The organism is Halobacillus trueperi (assembly GCF_003386945.1).
Lineage (GTDB): Bacteria > Bacillota > Bacilli > Bacillales > Halobacillaceae > Halobacillus > Halobacillus aidingensis.
This window is the reverse complement of sequence record NZ_QUAE01000009.1, coordinates 25,858-44,755: the sequence shown is the minus strand read 5'-3', so window position 1 is coordinate 44,755 and position 18,898 is coordinate 25,858. Positions and strand designations below refer to the sequence as shown.

General features: G+C 42.4%; 9 protein-coding genes. 5 read left to right on the top strand and 4 right to left on the bottom strand.

Annotated features, from left to right (window positions below):
• Positions 1–163: 163 nt before the first annotated feature.
• Both DYE48_RS12245 and DYE48_RS12240 read left to right on the top strand, forming a co-directional pair.
• Positions 164–3,433 carry an S-layer homology domain-containing protein gene (locus DYE48_RS12245; RefSeq protein ID WP_115823890.1) on the top strand — a complete coding sequence of 1,090 codons (3,270 nt, stop codon included), beginning with the start codon at positions 164–166 and terminating at the stop codon, positions 3,431–3,433.
• A 237-nt stretch (positions 3,434–3,670) separates the two neighbouring features.
• Positions 3,671–5,878 carry a 5'-nucleotidase C-terminal domain-containing protein gene (locus DYE48_RS12240; RefSeq protein ID WP_115823889.1) on the top strand — a complete coding sequence of 736 codons (2,208 nt, stop codon included), beginning with the start codon at positions 3,671–3,673 and terminating at the stop codon, positions 5,876–5,878.
• Positions 5,879–6,004: 126 nt separating this feature from the next.
• On the opposite strand, the gene DYE48_RS12235 is transcribed toward DYE48_RS12240, so the two are convergent.
• Together DYE48_RS12235 and DYE48_RS12230 are read right to left on the bottom strand one after the other, a co-directional pair.
• On the bottom strand, positions 6,005–6,244 hold the full coding sequence (locus tag DYE48_RS12235; RefSeq protein ID WP_115823888.1) for a DUF3006 domain-containing protein: 240 nt from the start codon (positions 6,242–6,244) through the stop codon (positions 6,005–6,007).
• A 4-nt stretch (positions 6,245–6,248) separates the two neighbouring features.
• On the bottom strand, positions 6,249–7,892 hold the full coding sequence (locus DYE48_RS12230; protein ID WP_115823887.1) for an S-layer homology domain-containing protein: 1,644 nt from the start codon (positions 7,890–7,892) through the stop codon (positions 6,249–6,251).
• A gap of 173 nt (positions 7,893–8,065) precedes the next feature.
• On the opposite strand from DYE48_RS12230, the gene DYE48_RS12225 reads away from it, so the two are divergent.
• Together DYE48_RS12225 and DYE48_RS12220 are read left to right on the top strand one after the other, a co-directional pair.
• On the top strand, positions 8,066–10,192 hold the full coding sequence (locus DYE48_RS12225) for a S8 family serine peptidase (RefSeq protein WP_115823886.1): 2,127 nt from the start codon (positions 8,066–8,068) through the stop codon (positions 10,190–10,192).
• Positions 10,193–10,583: 391 nt separating this feature from the next.
• Positions 10,584–10,802, top strand: coding sequence for a ribbon-helix-helix domain-containing protein (locus tag DYE48_RS12220; RefSeq protein WP_089651948.1), 219 nt, complete (start codon positions 10,584–10,586; stop codon positions 10,800–10,802).
• 31 nt (positions 10,803–10,833) lie between these two features.
• Here DYE48_RS12220 and DYE48_RS12215 read toward each other — a convergent pair whose 3' ends face one another.
• Both DYE48_RS12215 and secA2 read right to left on the bottom strand, forming a co-directional pair.
• A complete protein-coding gene (locus tag DYE48_RS12215; RefSeq protein ID WP_115823885.1) occupies positions 10,834–11,721 on the bottom strand; it encodes an accessory Sec system S-layer assembly protein in 888 nt (295 codons plus the stop codon).
• A complete protein-coding gene (secA2, locus tag DYE48_RS12210; RefSeq protein ID WP_115823986.1) occupies positions 11,714–14,110 on the bottom strand; it encodes an accessory Sec system translocase SecA2 in 2,397 nt (798 codons plus the stop codon). Before secA2 ends, DYE48_RS12215 begins: the two co-directional genes overlap by 8 nt.
• A gap of 215 nt (positions 14,111–14,325) precedes the next feature.
• On the opposite strand from secA2, the gene DYE48_RS12205 reads away from it, so the two are divergent.
• The gene (locus DYE48_RS12205) at positions 14,326–18,660 is read left to right on the top strand and encodes a S8 family serine peptidase (RefSeq protein WP_115823884.1); all 4,335 of its coding nucleotides are present in this window, start codon (positions 14,326–14,328) and stop codon (positions 18,658–18,660) included.
• Positions 18,661–18,898 lie beyond the last annotated feature (238 nt).

Genomic DNA, 18,898 nt, shown 5'->3' with positions numbered 1-18,898 from the left:
AGTATAAGTGAAATATACTAAGACTTGTGTCATCAGGAATTTGTTGTAGTTTTATTACTTATCTTGGAGATTTGTATACATAAAGACTCATGATGGCATCTACGATCTATGAGTCTCTGGGATCAGTATTATTTTATAGTATATTCAAGGAGGAATTATTTACATGTCTTACAAATCAAAGTCACAACGTAAATTGTTTGCTACATCATTGACAGCTGCTATGGTAGCTTCAGCTGTAGCACCAGTTGCAGTTTCTGCAAGCACGGATTCAAACTTCCCTGACCTTCCGGACGGTTACCAGTTCAACGAAGCGATCAATGCCCTGGTAGCTAAAGACGTCATCAATGGTTACCCAGATGGTGATTTCCACCCAACAGCGAGCATCAACCGTGGTCAAGCGGCTGTTATGCTTACAAAAGCGCTTAAGCTTGACACTGATGTTGCAGCGGCTGACTTCCCTGATGTCGATCAAGAAGCTTGGTATGCAGAGTACGTTAACGCACTTGTAGCTTCCGGTGATATCAATGGTTATCCAGATGGAACATTCGGTCCACTTGATAACATCAACCGTGCTCAAATCGCTGTACTTCTAGTCAATGCATATGACATTCCGAAAAAATCTGCTGATACTACTTTTGAAGATGTAGATGGAGATGCTTGGTACACAGAAGCAATCGAAACTCTTTACGCACACGGTCTTATCTCTGGTACGAATGAAGAAGGAACAGAGTTCAGCCCGATGGAAGACATGCGTCGTGACCACTTTGCATGGTTGCTTTATAACGTTGAGAAAGAATTCGGAAGCCTATTCGATGAGGAAGAACCAGCACCAGAAATCACAGTTGAGAGCGCTACTGTAGTAGACGCTGATACTATTTCTGTAACTTTCTCAGACGGAGAAACTGTTGAATACGATCTAGATGAAGCACTTGTCGACGGTGAGAATGAAGTCGCTGTTGAATACGAAGGTGAAACTTTCACAGTTACTGTTGATTTTGATGCACCAGACAACCCTGGTGACGATGGTGACGATCCTGATGTTGAAGCGGATACAGCTATCCAAGGTTTCGTCACTCCTGGCGCAACAGTTAAAGTCGGCGACGAAGAAGTAGTTGCTGATTCAAATGGTTATTACTCAATCCCTGCAAATCCAGGACTTGTTGAAATTGAAGTAAGCAAAGAAGGTTACTTCACGAAGTCTGAAGAAGTAAATGTTACTCGTAACCACAAAACGGCTGAGAACATTACACTTGAGCTGGTAAACCTAAGTGAACTAGCAATCGAAGGTAACATTGTCGATGATAAGACGGGTGAATCGGTTGAAGGTGCTGTAGTTACTCTTCAAGAGAAAAATGGTGATGAGTGGTTAACTCTTGACTTCACAACTACACAGGACGATGGTAAGTACGGTTTCTATAACAGTGGTGTTTCTGCTGACGATGGTCGCGCATCTGTAGAGTTTAAGAATGTCTTGAACCAGCGTGTAAACGAAATCAGCACAGATAGTGAGTACCGTGTCGTAGTATCCAAAGATCTTTCAAGTGAAAATCTTGATGATGTTTACCACGAAACGACTACAGAATTCACTTCTAGTGATGACAAAGCTCTTACAACAGTCGGTACAGAGTTCACACCAGTTAAAGAAATCGAATCTATGAAGCTATCAGGCGTTTGGAACACGCAAAACGGTTCCGTGGAACTGCTTGATGTAGACGGCTCTTCTGTTCTAGCTTCCCTGGAAGATGTGAACCTTGATGATGATACTAAGAACAGTAATGATAAGTTCGAAGCGGAATTCAACTTGGTTGAAGCATTCGGAAAAGAAGCAGTAACTCTTCCATCCGGAACTTACTTCCTTCGTATCAATGATGAGAATGCGGCAACTGAAATTGTTGCTGTTGAAGTGACTGAAGGAAACAATACTTCTTCTACTGTTTCTCTGGAAGCAGCTCAAGAAGTAACAGCTACAAGCACGTTCACAAGCTTCCCTAAAGATTCAACTGGTGAAACATTCGCTGGGGATTTGAACGTTTATAAAGAAGTAAGTGGCGTGGAAGTATTGGTAGAAACACTTAATGCTAACGATACATTGAAGTATTCCATTGATAACGATGCTCTAGTAGCTTCTTACGACTTTGACAAAGCTGAGACGACAGATTACAAGTTTGAAGTTAGTGGTGAATACATCTTAAACCCAGTCTCTGAAACAGTTTCTATCGTTAAAGATAAGACGACATCACCGTCCTTGGAAGTTGAACCAGCAGGTACCGCTTCCGCAGATGTAGCCTTGTTGGATAGCGAAGGTGAAAATGAGCTTAACCTTCCTGTAGGAACTCATGTACCTGTAACAGCTGAACTTCTAGACGCATCTGGTGAAACTGTTAAGACTATTAACTACTCAGAGCTGGATAAATATAATGATGGAAGTCAAGACCTTACAATTCCTTCAGACGCTCCATTCTTTAGAAGTGTCAATCCTGGTAAATATACAATCAAAGTATCTGCACCTGGTTTCGAAAGTAACACATCTGAAGAATTTGAAGTAGTTGAATTCTCTGATCAGTCACCTGCAAACTTTGGTATCAAGGCAGATCCAGAAGTAACTGTTGAAGGATATGTACGTTATGATGGAGACCTTGAGAATCAAGATGTGACTGGCGAAGTGTTCGTCTATGACCAAGATGGAGAATTCGTATTAAGTGATGATGTTAAATTCAATAATAATACGAATAAAGGAACATACGTAATTGGTGATGACGAAGATCTAGCTGAAGGTTCTTACACATTCGTTGTTCGTGGACCTGGAGACTTCGAAACAGTTACAGATACCATCACTGCTAACAAAGGTGAGCAAACGCTTAACTTCGCAGTTGAAGGTGGATCTCAAGCAATCGCTAACCTTACATTGGTAGATACACTAGGTAATAAAGTGTCTGGAAACGATGTTAATGTTACGATTACAGATAAGTGGGATGACCCAACAACAACCGCTGATAACGTTTACTCTGTAAACAGTTCTAAAGCAGGTAGCTTCGTAACTCCAGCTTACCTTTCTGAAGGAACATACACAGTAGATGTAGACGGTGATGCTGGCGTTTACAACGATACAGAGTTCGGTCTATCCGTTGGTAAGAACGAAACAGTTTACGAGCGTATCACAGTTCAAAACACTGAAAATGACCTTCTATTCAACGTATCTGGTACAGTTACAGGACTTAATGGATCAGACGTTGTTGTAGCAGCAATCGATGAAAATGGAAATGTTGTTGCTAAAGATGCTGGCGTAACTGGATCTTATTCCCTAGACGTGCCAAACGGTAACTACGAAGTAGCTGTCTTCGCTGACGGTACTTATGTAGGCGACCAAGAGGTATCCGTAGAAGATACTGATCTTGATAACATCAACTTCTCACTAACTGCTACATCTCGCTAATTTAATCTAGCTCATTAACCCTGCAGAGGATATTCTCTGCAGGGTTTTTTATGAATCTTTGAAAGTACAAAATTTGTAAATAAATCGTTTGAAAATCTTTAAAGTTATGAAAATTGTGTAGGAAATGATAGAAAATTCTTGTAAGATATAAATGTATGGGGGTATTTGTCCCTTATTAAGTTACATAGAATGGGACCGAAGTCCGCCAGATTATATATTCAAGGAGGAGTCATTTTAATGAAGAAAGTTAATAAGAAAAGTGCTTTATTCCTATCCTCAGTGAGTGCCGCGCTGGTTGCATCAGCTGTAGCCCCAGGTACAAGTGTATCCGCAGAGGATGTATTTCCAGATGTCCCTTCCGATCATTCCTACCATGATGTGATTCATGCTCTAGCTGAAGCTGGAGTTGTAACCGGTTACGAAGACGGAACTTTCCAATTGTATTCTTCTGTCACTCGTGCGGAAGCAGCAGTCATGATGGCTAGAATTCTTGATTTAGATATGGAAACAGGAGAGGGTTCTACTTTCTCTGATGTATATGAAGGAGATTGGTACGCTGCATCCATTAATGCTTTGCATGAAGCGGGGTACATCAGCGGTATGGAAGACGGTACTTTCCAACCGAAAAAAGAAATGACTCGTGGTGAATTTGCTCAATTGATTGTAGAAGCCTATGGTCTTGAGAGTGATGCAAGCGAACATCCATTTGAAGATGTCCAAGAAGGTGCCTGGTATGAAGATGCCATTGCGACTCTTTATAATCTTGATCTAGTAAGCGGTCAAAGTGAGACGAAATTTGGACCGAAGGATGACATCCGCAGAGGTGACTTCGCCTGGTTGCTTGCGAACACAGATTATGAGTATGGAATAACCCTTGGTGATGAGCATTTTGAACTTTCTTTAATGCATACCAATGATACGCATGCTCACTTGGATGATGTCGCTAAACGTGTGACAGCAGTGAATGAAGTGAGAGCAGAAAATCCGGATGCACTTCTTCTTGACGCTGGGGATGTTTTCTCTGGAACGTTATATTTCAATGAATTCAAAGGTCAGGCAGATTTAGAATTCATGAATATGATGGGTTACGATATGATGACACTTGGAAACCACGAATTCGATCTTGGCTCCAGTGAAGAGGGTCATAAAGCTCTTGCTGATTTCGTCGGAGGAGCAGATTTTCCTTTTGTAAGTTCGAACGTGAACTTCTCTCAAGATGAGAATATGAAAGGACTTTATAACAGCTACATCAGCAAGAAGCCTGCAGATGGTGAAATCTACAATAGTGTCATTAAAGAAGTAGACGGGGAAGAAGTTGGTTTCTTCGGATTGACTACAGAAGAAACGGCTGATATCTCTAGTCCTGAAGCTATTACTTTCGATAACTATATTGATACAGCTGAAGAGCGAGTGAAAGCACTGGAAGCTCTTGGTGTTGATAAGATTGTAGCCTTAACTCATATTGGATATGATGATAATCCGAATTATGACAATGACCAGTTGCTAGCCGAAGTAGATGGAATTGACGTCATTGTCGGAGGGCACAGTCATTCAAAGCTTTCAGAACCAGTGGAAGTGACAACCGATGAGAATGGAGATCCTAAAGATCCTACCGTCATCGTTCAAGCCGGCCAGTATGGAGACTCCCTTGGTACATTGGATGTAGAATTCGATGATGAAGGTGTCGTCGTCGGTTACGCGGGCGACTTGATTGATGTAAGTGAAAAAGAAGCAAACGCTGAAGCTGCTGCAGCTCTCGAAAAATACACATCCAAGATTGAGGATATCCGTGACGAAGAGAGTGGAGCCGTTGCTACAGAAGCCTTCCCGAATCCACGTCTGGAGGATGGGGACGAGGTAAGTGTACGTAACAGTGAAACGGCACTAGGGAACCTCATCACAGATGGAATGCTGGATAAAGCGAAAGAGTATAACCCGGATACAGTCGCGGCTTTCCAAAACAGTGGCGGAATTCGTGAAGCGATCGACAAAGGACCAATTACGATTGGTGAGATCCTAACGGTTATGCCATTTGGTAATACCCTTGCAACGATGGAGCTGTCCGGCGCTGAAATTATGGAAGCATTAGAGCACAGTGTGAGCAATGCTCCTAAAGAGTCTGGTGGATTCCTGCAAGTTTCTGGGTTGAACTATACGTACGATAGCTCCCTGGCTGTTGGTGAACGTGTACAATCTGTTGAACTGAATGTTGATGGAGAATGGGTTGCGCTAGATGAGTCTGCGACTTATACGGTTGCAACAAACGCATTCACAGCTAAAGGTGGAGACGGTTATGATGTCTTTGCTAACGCCTATGACGAGGGACGCGTGACAGACCTAGGTTCATCAGACTGGGAAAACTTCCGTGACTATGTTGCTGAACTAGGAGAGGTAACACCAGTAATTGAAGATCGTATTGTAGACGTAGCATCAGAGGAAGAATAAAAAACAATAAAGACGCAGGAGATCATCTCTCCTGCTTTTTTTTAATGTGGATATATGGAATAAAATGCCACACCAGGTCATCCAATATATGGATGACCTGGTGTGGCAATGTTTTACAATTGATATTCACTTGGAGTTGGGGCGGTTTTTCAGGGCTTCTAGTTTTGCTTTAGCTTGTTGTCTGCGTTTTTCGGTTTGCTTTTGAAGGATACGGTAGTCACCGTTGTCAGATGTCTCTAGTAGGTCTCCTTCTTTAGCAGACTCGGGTAATACGTTTCGATCTACCAGTTTTTCTGTAGTCTCGTTTCCTTTTAACAACAAGACAGCCTTGTTACCTTCAAACCGATCTATCGTGTACGTTGGCATAAGATCACCCCAGTGTAATTTCTGGTCGCATTTCTTCTAATGTAACTTCTCCAATATAGCTGACATTTAACAATTCGCTATACGTCTCAAATGGACCATTCGCATTTCGATAATCAATGATATTTTGTGCGATCGTCGGGCCGACGCCTGTAATTTCCTGAAGCAATTCAAAACCAGCAGTATTTACATTGATAGGATAGGAGACCTCTCCATCATCGGATCCATTTCCACCACCAGATCCTGAATCATTATCATTATCTTCCGTCGTACATTCATCACTTCCGTCAAAGGGAGAACCATGGACATCATAAGTGGTTCCATTTGTAGTTATGGTAATGTCGCCTGTATCACATGTGGAATAAAGATCCGTTCCGTGATCCCATAAGCGGTTGGTTACTTCGGATTCAGGGTGACCGTAATGGTTGTCCCCGTAAGATAAAATCCCGACTTCCGGGTCTACATAATGGACAAATTCATCTGAAGTCGAGGTGTCAGCTCCATGGTGGCCGACCTTTAGGATTTCTGCTTCGACGTCATATAAACGACTCATCGTCTGTTCATTTTCTACAGTAGCATCTCCCATTAATAAGAAATCAATCTCATCATAAGAGGCCTTCAGTACAACCGACGACTCATTATTATCACTCGATGTATTTTCAGAATTAAGGATTTGAATCTCCAGTTGTGGAAAGTCTAACGTATTTCCATCTTGCGCAATTTCAAGCGGAATATCTTTTCTCTCAATAATATCCAGGTATTCAAAATAAGTATCCGTCGTATGTGTCTTTCCACTATCCAGCACTTTATTTACTTGGATGTTTTCCATGACATCGATCAACCCACCGATATGGTCCGCATCCGGATGCGTAGCGACAAGTAAATCAATCGTGTTGAATCCAGCGTTTGATAAGTAATCCACGACTTCTTCGCCAGCAGATTTCCTACCACCATCAATCAGGATCGTTTTTCCTGAGGGTGTTTCGATAAGGGTGCTGTCACCTTGACCAACATCGATAAAATGAGCGGTCATTTCAGGGTCTGGTCGCAGATCTTCATTAATGGTGAATGCAAGAATAACAGAAAACTCAGCACGAATGATGGATTTCTGTGGTTGGAATGAACCATCTCGATAACCATTAATGATTTGGAGTGAAGCCAATTCTTCAATCGATTCTTTGGCCCAGTGATATTCCAGATCATTAAATGTTGCTGTGTGATCTGTCCCTTGAACGTCATAGGCTTGGTCGATCATGTAAGAAGCTTCGGCACGGGTGATGGGTGCTGATCCTCGGAATGTACCATCCGGGTAACCACTGACCAGTCCTTTTTCTTCAGCAATGGCTATGGCCTCATAATAAATACTATCTTTATCCAGATCACTGAAATCCGGGTGAGATTGAGGCGTTTCATTCGGATACAAGTCATTCACGAGCATCATGGCTGCCTGCTGGCGTGTAATAGGGTCCCTCGGCCCAAATAAGCCATTTCCGTAGCCGTTGATAATTCCTTCATCATTCAGATATAAAATTTCTTCTTTCGCCCATGGGGTCTGGTCTAAATCATGAAAGGTTTCTTCCGCGCTCACCATATTCCACTGTCCAGCTAACAAAAGAGTGAGCATGATGATCCATGTTGTTAAAAACCTCATCCAAGTTTCCTCCTCATTTTATGTTTAATATCTCTAATACTAGGAAATTAACATTATAAAATGGTTATGTAAATAAAAAGTAAAAGATTGACAACTTTTGTAACATAAATCTTATAAATGGTCGTTTATGTTACAATTAGATTACAAGCAATAGAATAGTAGGAGGAACTCTCATGAGAAAAAGACCCCTGTTTTTAGTACTAATGACTTGTTTTATGATCACTTTGTCGGGTGTCTTCATTCATACCAAGGTAAATGCATCTTCAGATTTTCAGAACATCCAAGAATCCTATGAAAAGGAACAATACCAAAAAAGTTCATTGAGAGTAGATCTTTCAGAAATAGACCAACGTAGTATAGTAGTGAAAGGGCAAGAAACCTCCGTCCAACAGGTTATACATACATATAATCTAAACCCACTGGGTGTATCACAGACACTAAGTAAGCGAAACTTTCATGTACTTCAAGTGCCGGAATCACAGAATTACCAGGAAGTTTTGCAGAAACTGAAAAGTGAAGCAGACCTTCAACGCGTGGAACCGAACTACATCCGAACATCGACAGCTGCACCTCAAGACCCTTATTACGAGGAACAATGGCAATTCGATCCTTTGAATATGAGTGGCGTTTGGGGGATGCGCGGCTCCCATGATACAGTGATCGCTGTTTTGGATACAGGAGTGAACGCTGATCATCCCGATTTGAAGGGGAAGATCTTACCGGGTTATAACTTTTTAGATGATACAACAGATTCCTCAGATGATCATGGCCATGGAACCCATATTGCTGGATTGATTACAGCGAATGCAAATAATGAAGGAATTGTCGGTGTGAATCCATCAGCCAAAATCCTTCCCTTGAAAGTAGCTGGAAAGGAAGGGAATGTCAGTTTTTCCGCAAGTTTGGATGCGATCTACCATGCTATTGATCAAGGTGTCGATGTGATCAACATGAGCTACTCCAGTTATCAAAAGATGGACAGTGAGCGGGAGGCCCTCTATGAAGCCTATAAAAAGGGGATTGTATTGGTAGCTGCCGCATCCAATGATGACTCTTCCAAACCTGCGTATCCAGCTTCTTATCGACCAGTCATCAGTGTTGCGGCAACAGACGAAATGGATCGCCCAACAAGCTTTTCTAATTATGGAAACTGGATCGATTTGACAGCCCCGGGTCAAAACTTAGTAAGTACGCATTTTGAAGGTGGATATGCCTATAATGACGGGACTTCTTTTTCATCTCCTCTTGTGGCGGGAGTGGCAAGTTTAGTGAAAAGTCATCATCCTTCCTGGGATCCTTCGGAAATTGAATGGGCCATGCAAAATACAGCGAAGACGTTTACGGGAGTGACTTGGAACTTATATGAGGGATTCGGTATTCCTGATGCATCTCTATCTATCAATAGTCAGCCCTATGACTCAAGTGCAGATGCAGCGGACACGTATGGAGATGCTTACCAGATGACAAGCACTGACGTAAGCAACCGAATTGGAAAACCGGGAGACACAGACTGGTACACGTTCGAGGTTGAGGGAGATGGAGAAACAAAGATCAGCCTTGACCAGTTGGATGACCATATGGACCTGGTGGGAGTTCTTGTAGACGAAGAAGGAGACCACACCGTCCTGGATGACAATGGAAAAGGTGAGAAGGAATCCTACACATTTACAGCAGAGCCAGGTCAATATCACTTGCAGGTTTTTGAATATTACAATCATTGGTCATCAAAATCTTACAAACTGAATGTAACGACCCCAAATGGTGAATATGAACCAGCAGCTCAAACCTTCCCGGACGTCAAAGGGACATGGGCTGAATCTTATATCAATGATCTAGTAGAAAGAGAATTGATGGTCGGCTACCCAAATGGCAATTTTGGTTTCAAAGATTCGATTACACGCGCATCTGCTTCGGTCATGATTGCCAAAGAGATGGATTTACCACTGAAAGAATCACGCTTCCCTGATGTCAGCCCCGACCATTGGGCAGCGAAGTATATAGGAGCGATGGAAGAAGCAGGGATCTTTCTTGGCTATGATGACGGGACATTCAAACCGAACAGAGCTTTATCTCGTGAAGAAATGGCGGGTTTGGTTGTCCGTGCTTATGAGTTAACAGGCGACAGGGAGAATGAGTTTACGGATATTCAAGAAGGAACATGGTCGTATAAACCGATTTCTATTCTAGTATCCAACGATCTCGTATCAGGGTTTCCAGACGGTACATTCCAACCTAAGAAAGAAATCAACAGAGCTGAATTCGCCACGCTCATGGCTCGTTTATTAAATAATGATAGGTAAAAGAAAAAGCCAGCTTCTGTCCAAGAAGCTGGCTTTTCAGATTGAAATAGACAACAATTCCTTTACGTCAATGTCTCTAATAATCAGTCGATCCTCACTTCAAAAGGAAGGTATAAAAATTGGTGTGAGAGAAAAGTTATAAGAAATAAACTTAAAAAATAATATAATCTTCTAGTGATTGAGATTTATGGAACCAAGAAACATGTAAATACATTTGACTTAGTATTATCCAACCACCTTTTACCATATAAGGCCTTGAATGAAGGATAATGAGAGGAAGAAAAAGTTTACAAATTTGGTGGAATGTTAATAATCCTTATGATAATCTATGAATAATAATCTTAACAACCATAGGTAATGGCAAAAGAAAGACAGGGGGACATCAACGAAGATGAAAAAGCAGGTAAGTGTAAGGGTCAGTGAGTCATTAAATGATGAAATTGAGCAGAAAGCGAAAGAGCTGGGGCTTAGTAAAAGTTCCTTTATTTCATTCTCCACGCAATTTTTCCTTAATCAATTGAACCATATGGAAAGCTCACCAGCTTCTAAAAGTGTAAACATGTACGAATTGTTAAGAACAAATATGGAAAATACATATAAAGAACAATAAAAAAGCCACTAAAAAGTGGCCTTTTTTATGTTTATTTAGGGTAAACCTTCCATCTCGATAAGTCGACCTCATCACGGTTTACCTTGTTTTTTGGGAATACAAAAGTCCATGGCTTACTTGTATGGGCTTTTACTTTTAAATCATTCAGTTTAAATCCACCCTTAGCAATGACCTTTCCTGTTGCATCTTCAACTATAAGGGGAATGGATTTTAAAGTAATATCTTCTTCATTTCCATTTCTCACAAGAAGAGTCACATGCAAATTTCCCTCGTTGCCAAAAGTCACTTGCAATCCTAAGAAGTTGACTTCTCCGGGCTTTGGTGGGTTTATATTACTCACATATTCTTCAAGTTTATCAATTTCTTCCGTATCCAAAGATTGTTCCCAAGTCTCTTCAAGATCCAGGGAGTGTTTTCTTGTGTGGGTCTCGAAAGCTAACTTCCAACCATTGACCGGAATGTTGGTATCACCATTGATAAAGTCCTTTTGATGAAAGTCGAAAATCCATGGACGGCTGGATCGACCCGGTAACAACCCTACGTCAGTGAGATCAAAATGCTTTCGAGCCATTAATTGTCCTTGTTTATCTAATAGCAAGATTGAGGTAGGTTTGAAATGAATTCCTCTTTGCAAAGAATTACGTAGAAAGGCTTTGACGAGAATATTTTGATCCTTCTTTTGAATATCAAACCCCGAGACACTCACTTGATTCGGTTTGAGCGGAGGCAAATCACTGTTATAAAAGCGATAAACATACGCTTCTTCTTCGGGAAGGTGCCAGTCCGGATGGAGGGAAAGTTCTGTGTAAACTTCATCCGTATCTTGAACCTCTTCTTCTTTTCCGGTGAATAAGGAAGCATCGACCGCTCCCTCGTCATACGATTTCGTTTCTTTCTCTTTCTTTTTCCATTTAAACATTCGCTTCATCCTCCTGTTCCGCCTTTTCCTGTTGTTTTATGAGCTGCGGCTTCATCACTTGAGCTAGCATGAACACCATCTCTTTATTGATTTCGGCATAATTATGCTGGAAGATGTCATACCCATCCTGCTGGTAAAGGCGCAGCGGATCTTCTTGTTGGTATTGTCTGATCCCGACCCCTTCTTTTAATCGTGTCATCATTTCTAAATGGCGGACCCAAAGCTTGTCTAATATACCAATGGAGAACTGGCGCAGCTTCATTTGAAGCGACTCATCCTCAGACCATGATTGGAGTTGGGCGCAGTACTCATCAGCATAGGAAAGAACATCTGCTTTTAATTGCTCTATATCTTCATAGTGCTTTTCTGATAAAGCTGGAGCGGCACCAGGTGCACTTCGCTGAATTTCATTTTCAAGCCTTTCGATCGGCCAATTCTCTGGAACAACCGTTTCTGGACATAGCTTCTCTATGAGGTGTAAGAAATGCGTGCGAACTTGTTTGGAAATAAGGTTAAGAATATCTTTTTCAACCAGGAGCTTCTCTCTGAATTCATAAATGACCTTTCGTTGATCATTGACGACATCATCCATTTTCAGTGTAAACTCCCGCACGTTATAGTTGCTGCCTTCACTGATCAGTTGAGCGGTATCGACGAATTTGTGAATGTCTTTGTTCGTCACCTGTCCCTGGTCATTCGTTTTGATGGATTTCATCTTTCTTTCCTTTTCATCTCTGGCAAAACGAACAATCAAATCGTCCTCTAGAGAGATAATAAACTGCGAAGAACCAGGGTCTCCTTGACGGCCGGATCTCCCTTTTAATTGATTATCAATTCTTCTCGCTTCGTGACGCTCGGTTCCGATGACATGGAGACCGCCTAACTCCGCAACTCCTTCTCCAAGAACAATGTCGGTACCGCGGCCAGCCATATTGGTAGCGATAGTGATTTGACCTTTTTGTCCGGCTAAGGAAATGAGGCGTACTTCCTGCTCTACACTTTTCGCGTTCAATAGTTCGTAGGAAAGATCGGCCTCATCCAAATAGCTGGCGACTTCATCTGACTGCAAAATGGAAGTCGTCCCAATCAGAATCGGTTGACCGGTACGGTGGACGTCTTGAACTTCGCGCACCAATTCTTCGTACTTCTGTTCTTTTGTAAGGAATACTTTATCAGAACGGTCTTCTCTGGCAACGGGTTTGTTCGTAGGAATTTGGACAACATCCATGCCATAAACCGTTTGGAATTCTTTTTCTTCCGTTTTGGCTGTTCCGGTCATTCCAGCTAGGGAAGGGTACATACGGAAATAGTTCTGGACAGTGATTGAAGCTTGAGCTTTGTTTTCTTCGGTAATCTCAAGACCCTCTTTGGCTTCGATGGCCTGGTGAAGACCATCAGACATTGTACGTCCTTCCATCATTCTTCCTGTAAACATGTCAATCAGTTTGACTTCCTGGTCATGCACGATATAATCCACATCTCTTTCAAAAAGAACGTTGGCTCTTAATGCTTGAATCATATAATGATAGAGCGTTTGATGTTCGAGATCATAAAGGTTATCAATACCGAAAGCACGCTCGATTTTGTTCATGCCATCATCCAGTAGATTGACGGCTTTCGTTTCAGGGTCAAAGTGATAGTCGACATCTGCTTTGAAGGAACGGGCAAGCATAGCGCCCACTTTATGTAAATTAGCACTTGGTTTCATTTTTCCAGCAATGATCAATGGGGTTTTCGCTTCATCGATCAAGACGCTGTCGATTTCATCAACAATGGCATAGTGGTACGGGCGTTGTACTTTTTGGTGGACGGCTGTCACCATGTGATCCCTCAAAAAGTCAAAACCGAATTCTGTTCCTATTCCATAAGTGAGGTCAGCCATGTAGGCCTTCTTCTTATCCGATGATGAGATTCCAGGAACATTCAAACCGACCGAAAGACCTAAAAACTCATATAAAGGACCCATGATTTCTGCATCTCTACGAGCAAGATATTCGTTCACCGTAATGACGTGGACGCCTTTGCCTTCCAATGCTTTTAGGTACGTAGGGAGGGTTGCGACCAATGTCTTTCCTTCACCCGTCGCCATTTCCGAAATATCCCCATCGGTCAGCACAAGGCCGCCAATCAATTGGACATCAAAGTGACGCATGCCAATGACACGTTTCGCCGCTTCACGTACGACCGCAAACGCATCATTCCGAATGTCGTAAATCGACCGTCCATCTTCCAGTTCTCTTTTGAACTCATCTGTTTTCGCTCGAAGTTGATCATCGCTGAGATTCTTGTACGTTTCCTCTAGTTCATTCATACTCTCTATGTATTTATTATACTTTTTAAGCTGCCGATCACTTTTATTCGGCAGTATACGCTTCACTGAATCTATCATTAGTCCTAGACGCTCCTTGATGTAGTAGTCATTATCTTTCATTTTACCATGTTCCTGGTAGTCATTTCTACACAATAGAAAGAGTGTTTAGGAAATTTGTAGAAAAGAACTGGTAATTGTTTGATTAGTAAGAATAATACGAATATAATGGAGGAGCATGATGAAAGGGGGAGTATGGTCGCACGATTCTGGAAATTATTTGAGGAGGAGAAATATTGAATTTGAAAAAGACGTTAATTTTGTTCTTTGTATTCCTTCTAGCATTCTCTCATTCTGTTTTCGCTGCAACTGGAATTCCAAACAAAAATTTGGAAGGTTCAACCCAATCCGCAGATAAAAAGACAGAACGAGTATTTTCGCTGGAAGATGACCGTGAGAATTATGGACCAAATGATGAAGTACGAATCATTGTTGAACTAGAGGAAGAGCCTACCATTTATTCGGCTCAGAGTTTAGGGAAGAGTTACAGCGAATTATCAGAAGCGAATAAGAACAAATTGCGGGAGGAAGCTTTAGATGCGCAGGCGAAAGTGAAAGCTGCCATCAAGAAGCAATCCGTCCCGATGGATTACAAGCAAAGCTTTACAACAGTAGTGAACGGCTTTAGTGGTACAGTGAATTTCAAAGCTGTAGAAGTGATTGAAACACTACCAAATGTCGGCAAAGTACATATCACAAATGAATACCAACGCCCGACAGAACAGCCGGAGATGCTTTATAGTAAAGAGCTTGTCAATGCACAAAAAACTTGGCAGGAGTATGGCTATAAAGGGGAAGGAATGACGGTAGGTGTCATCGATACAGGAATCGATCCGGAACACAAGGACATGGTCCTGAGTGACGAAACAGATCCTGAGATTAGTAAGAGTGATGTCGACACACTAAAACAGTCTGGTGAATTAAAAGGGAAGTATTTCACTGAAAAGGTCCCTTATGGTTACAACTATGCAGATGAGAATGACACGGTACTAGACCTTGGGCCTGATGCGAGTATGCACGGCATGCACGTATCCGGAACAGTAGGTGCCAACGGAGATGAAGACAATGGAGGAATTAAAGGGGTCGCTCCGGAAGCGCAAATCCTTGGATTGAAAGTTTTCGGTAATGATCCTCAAATGCCATCCACTTATGGAGATATTTATATTAAAGCAATTGATGATGCGATCCTTCTGGGAGCGGATGTCATCAATATGAGTCTTGGTTCAACAGCAAGTTTCGTCGATGCTGAAGACCCTGAACAGAAAGCGATTGCAAGAGCTGTTGAAAATGGCGTTATGATGGCTATTTCCGCAGGTAACTCTGCACGCTTGGGAGAAGGCTTCGCTAATCCGCTGGCTTCGAACCCTGATATCGGGGTAGTGGGCGCGCCAGGTCTTTCAACAGAGTCCCTGCAAGTCGCTTCTTTTGAAAACGAGTACCTGATGCTGGACGGATTCAATACTCGTGTAGATGGGGAAGAAGGCATACCGGTCCCATTCCTTTCAGCGAGTGATGTCCATCCTGATACTTTAGAAGAAGGATACCATGAATTGGTTTATGCTGGACTCGGACGCACACCAGGTGATTCAGAGGCTAACCCGGAGGCGAACGATTTTGAAGGCGTTGATGTTGAAGGGAAGATCGCTCTCATTCAGCGTGGGGAATCCACATTCGTAAGTAAGACGCTGAATGCCCAGGAACGCGGGGCAAAAGGAGTCATCATCTTCAATAATGTTTCTGGTTATATCAGTATGGCATCAAGCGGGGAAATCACTATTCCTCAATTGTCCATTCTGAAAGATCTTGGGGAGAATTTGAGAGATCAATTACTAGAAGGAAGTACAGTTGAAGTTTCCTTTGAAGGGGAAGAAGTAAAGTCGATCAACCCTGAATTCGGCAATCTTTCTTCCTTCACTTCATGGGGAGTAACACCGAACCTTGACTTCAAACCTGAAATCACAGCACCAGGTGGAAACATTCTTTCAACCTTGCAAGATGATGAATATGGTTTGATGAGTGGTACATCCATGGCTGCTCCACACGTAGCTGGAGGTTCAGCGTTAGTGATGCAACGATTGGAAGATGAATTCGATCTTGCTGGTGAAGATCGTGTAGAAATGGCGAAGAACCTTCTTATGAACACGTCTGTACCACAAGTAGATACAGGTTTGTACAATGACTACTACCAGTCAGGACTTGCATTCTCGCCACGTCGACAAGGGGCAGGGCTGATGGACCTTCATGCCGCTATGCAGACTCCTGCCATTGTTACTGAGAAAGAAACAGGTTTAGGTAAAGTCGCTTTGAAAGAAATGGATGGTAAAGAATCCTTCACATTGACCGTTGATAACTTCAGTGATGAAAACACGGTGTACAATGTGTCGGGTACCGTTCAGACAGACCTTGTATCAGCGGGTGAAAACCTTGTAGAAACACAAGGAATTTACAAGGAAGGAACAATCAGTGAAGAAGCACCGTTCGCAGGTGATTTCCCTATTGAAATCACTTCAGATGCTGGAAGTGAAGTGGATGGGGAGTATCAAGTGCTTGTACCAGCCAACTCTTCTATTGAAATTGATGTAACCGTTGATTTATCAGAAGGTATTGACTGGTTCGGAAACCAGCCGTTGGATGAAATCTTTGAAAATGGCTACTTCGTAGAAGGTTTTGTAACACTTGAAGACCCTAATGATGTGAATGCACCACTTAATGTTCCTTATGTAGGCTTTGATGGAGAATGGGATCAAGCACCAATCGTTGATGATACCATCTATGAAAAAGATGGGGATTCTTTCTATGGTCAGTCAGGTCTCCTTGCTCCATTCGGATTGGAGCTTCAGTATTTAGGAGTCGATCCATTGCTGGGTACAGATGAAGAACTTGTCGGCTCCCGAAATAATATTGGTTTCTCACCGAACGGGGATGATATGGCCGATGAAGTCATGCCGATTCTCTCATTCTTGAGAAACGCTAAGGAAGTAGAATTCAATATTTTGGATGAAGATTTGAATGAGTTACGTACGATCAGTTCCCAAGAAGAAGTAAGAAAGAATTACTATGACGGAGGAGCAGCCCCATCGTATTCCATTTACGATCAAGGCGCATGGGATGGAAAAGTAGATGGAGAGTTCGTCGAAGACGGTCTTTACTATTATGAAGTGAAATCTGTTGTCGACTATCCAGATGCTGATTGGCAGTCCAAAGTGATTCCGGTCCGTGTCGATACGAAGACACCTGATTTAGATGTATCCTACGATTCTGTATCAAAAGAAATCACTTGGGATGCGGAAGATCAAGGTGCTGGACTATCCCACTATGATGTCATTGTTAACGGGAAAGATGTCACGGAAACACCTTTAGCTGCAGATACAGATGCTTACACGGTTAAGGCAGAGGAAGTTTCAAGCGTGAAGGTCGTCGCTTATGACTATGCGGGTAATACGACAACAGACAGCGCGCTTGAAGGTGAAGATGATACCGTTCCATCTGTGAATGCTCTGACACCTCTAGCTCTAGAGCCTACAGACAGTAGAGAAGTAATCGTCACTGGTTATGTGACGGATGATTCCAAAGTGGAAAAACTTACAATGAACGGTAAAGAAGCGAAACTGACATGGGATGCAGAGAATGATCGTTATTCTTTCAATGAAACCATCAGCTTCAAATCTGACGGTTTCAAAGAAATCGAATTCCATGCCGTGGATGACAGTGGAAACGATATTTCATTCATGCGTCGTTTCATGATTGATTCTACAAGCCCAGAGTTGGCGGTTGAAGGTCCACACTACACGGATCAAGATGAAGCAACTCTTGATGTATCTATGGCAGACAACTTTGATGAGCTTCGCTTGACTGTCAACGGGGACGAAGCCTACTCTAAAGTGTTCAAAGAGCCATTTGAAATGAGAGCAATTGAAGAAACGCTCGAGCATACGGTCGACTTAAAAGATGGCAAGAACACGTTTGCAATCGAACTCGTCGATCTTGCTGGAAATACAACGACGAAGAATATTACAATCTACAAATCTGACGACGCACCAGCTTCCTTCGACGATGTAGCGGATGGTTACTGGGCGAAGGATGCGATTGAAAAGCTGAACGTTGCTGGTATCATTTACGGTTACCCGAATGGTGACTTTGGTGTAAACGATGATATTACACGTGTTCAAGCGGCTCAAATGATTACTCGTGCGCTTGGTTTAGACACAGACGATGTCGAAGATCCAGGATTCAGCGATGTTGAAGCGGGCGATTACGGATATGATGCCATTGCCGCCATTGCCGAAGCAGGCATTATGGTCGGTTCACCAGATGGAGAGTTCAATCCGAAAGCTACGTTGAAGCGTTCTGAAATGGCGAAGATCGTTGTCGATGCTTATGACTTGGAAGGAAGTACGGATGATCGATTCAGCGACGTTCCTGTCGCACATTGGGCTTCCAGCTATATCAACACGCTGGCAGCCAATGAAATCACTGTCGGTTATCCTGATGGAACGTTCAAGCCGAACAAAGAAACGACACGTGCAGAATTCGCTCGTTTCCTTGCGAAAGCAGAAGACGATCGTTTCTAATCACAATCAATAAGAAAAGCCGGATGGGTGGATGCCTATCCGGCTTTTTTACGTTTTGAAATTAGAATATTTTCATAGGTTGAGTATGCATATATGGAAGACTTTGTAGGAGTTGATTTCGACAGATGAATGTGAGGAACGGGCAGGGGAAATATTAGATATTTTTGACTTACTTGGAGGGCTTTCTTCTTAGTAGCAATTAAGTAAAAACACACTATGATAGTGAATAGTTTCCAAG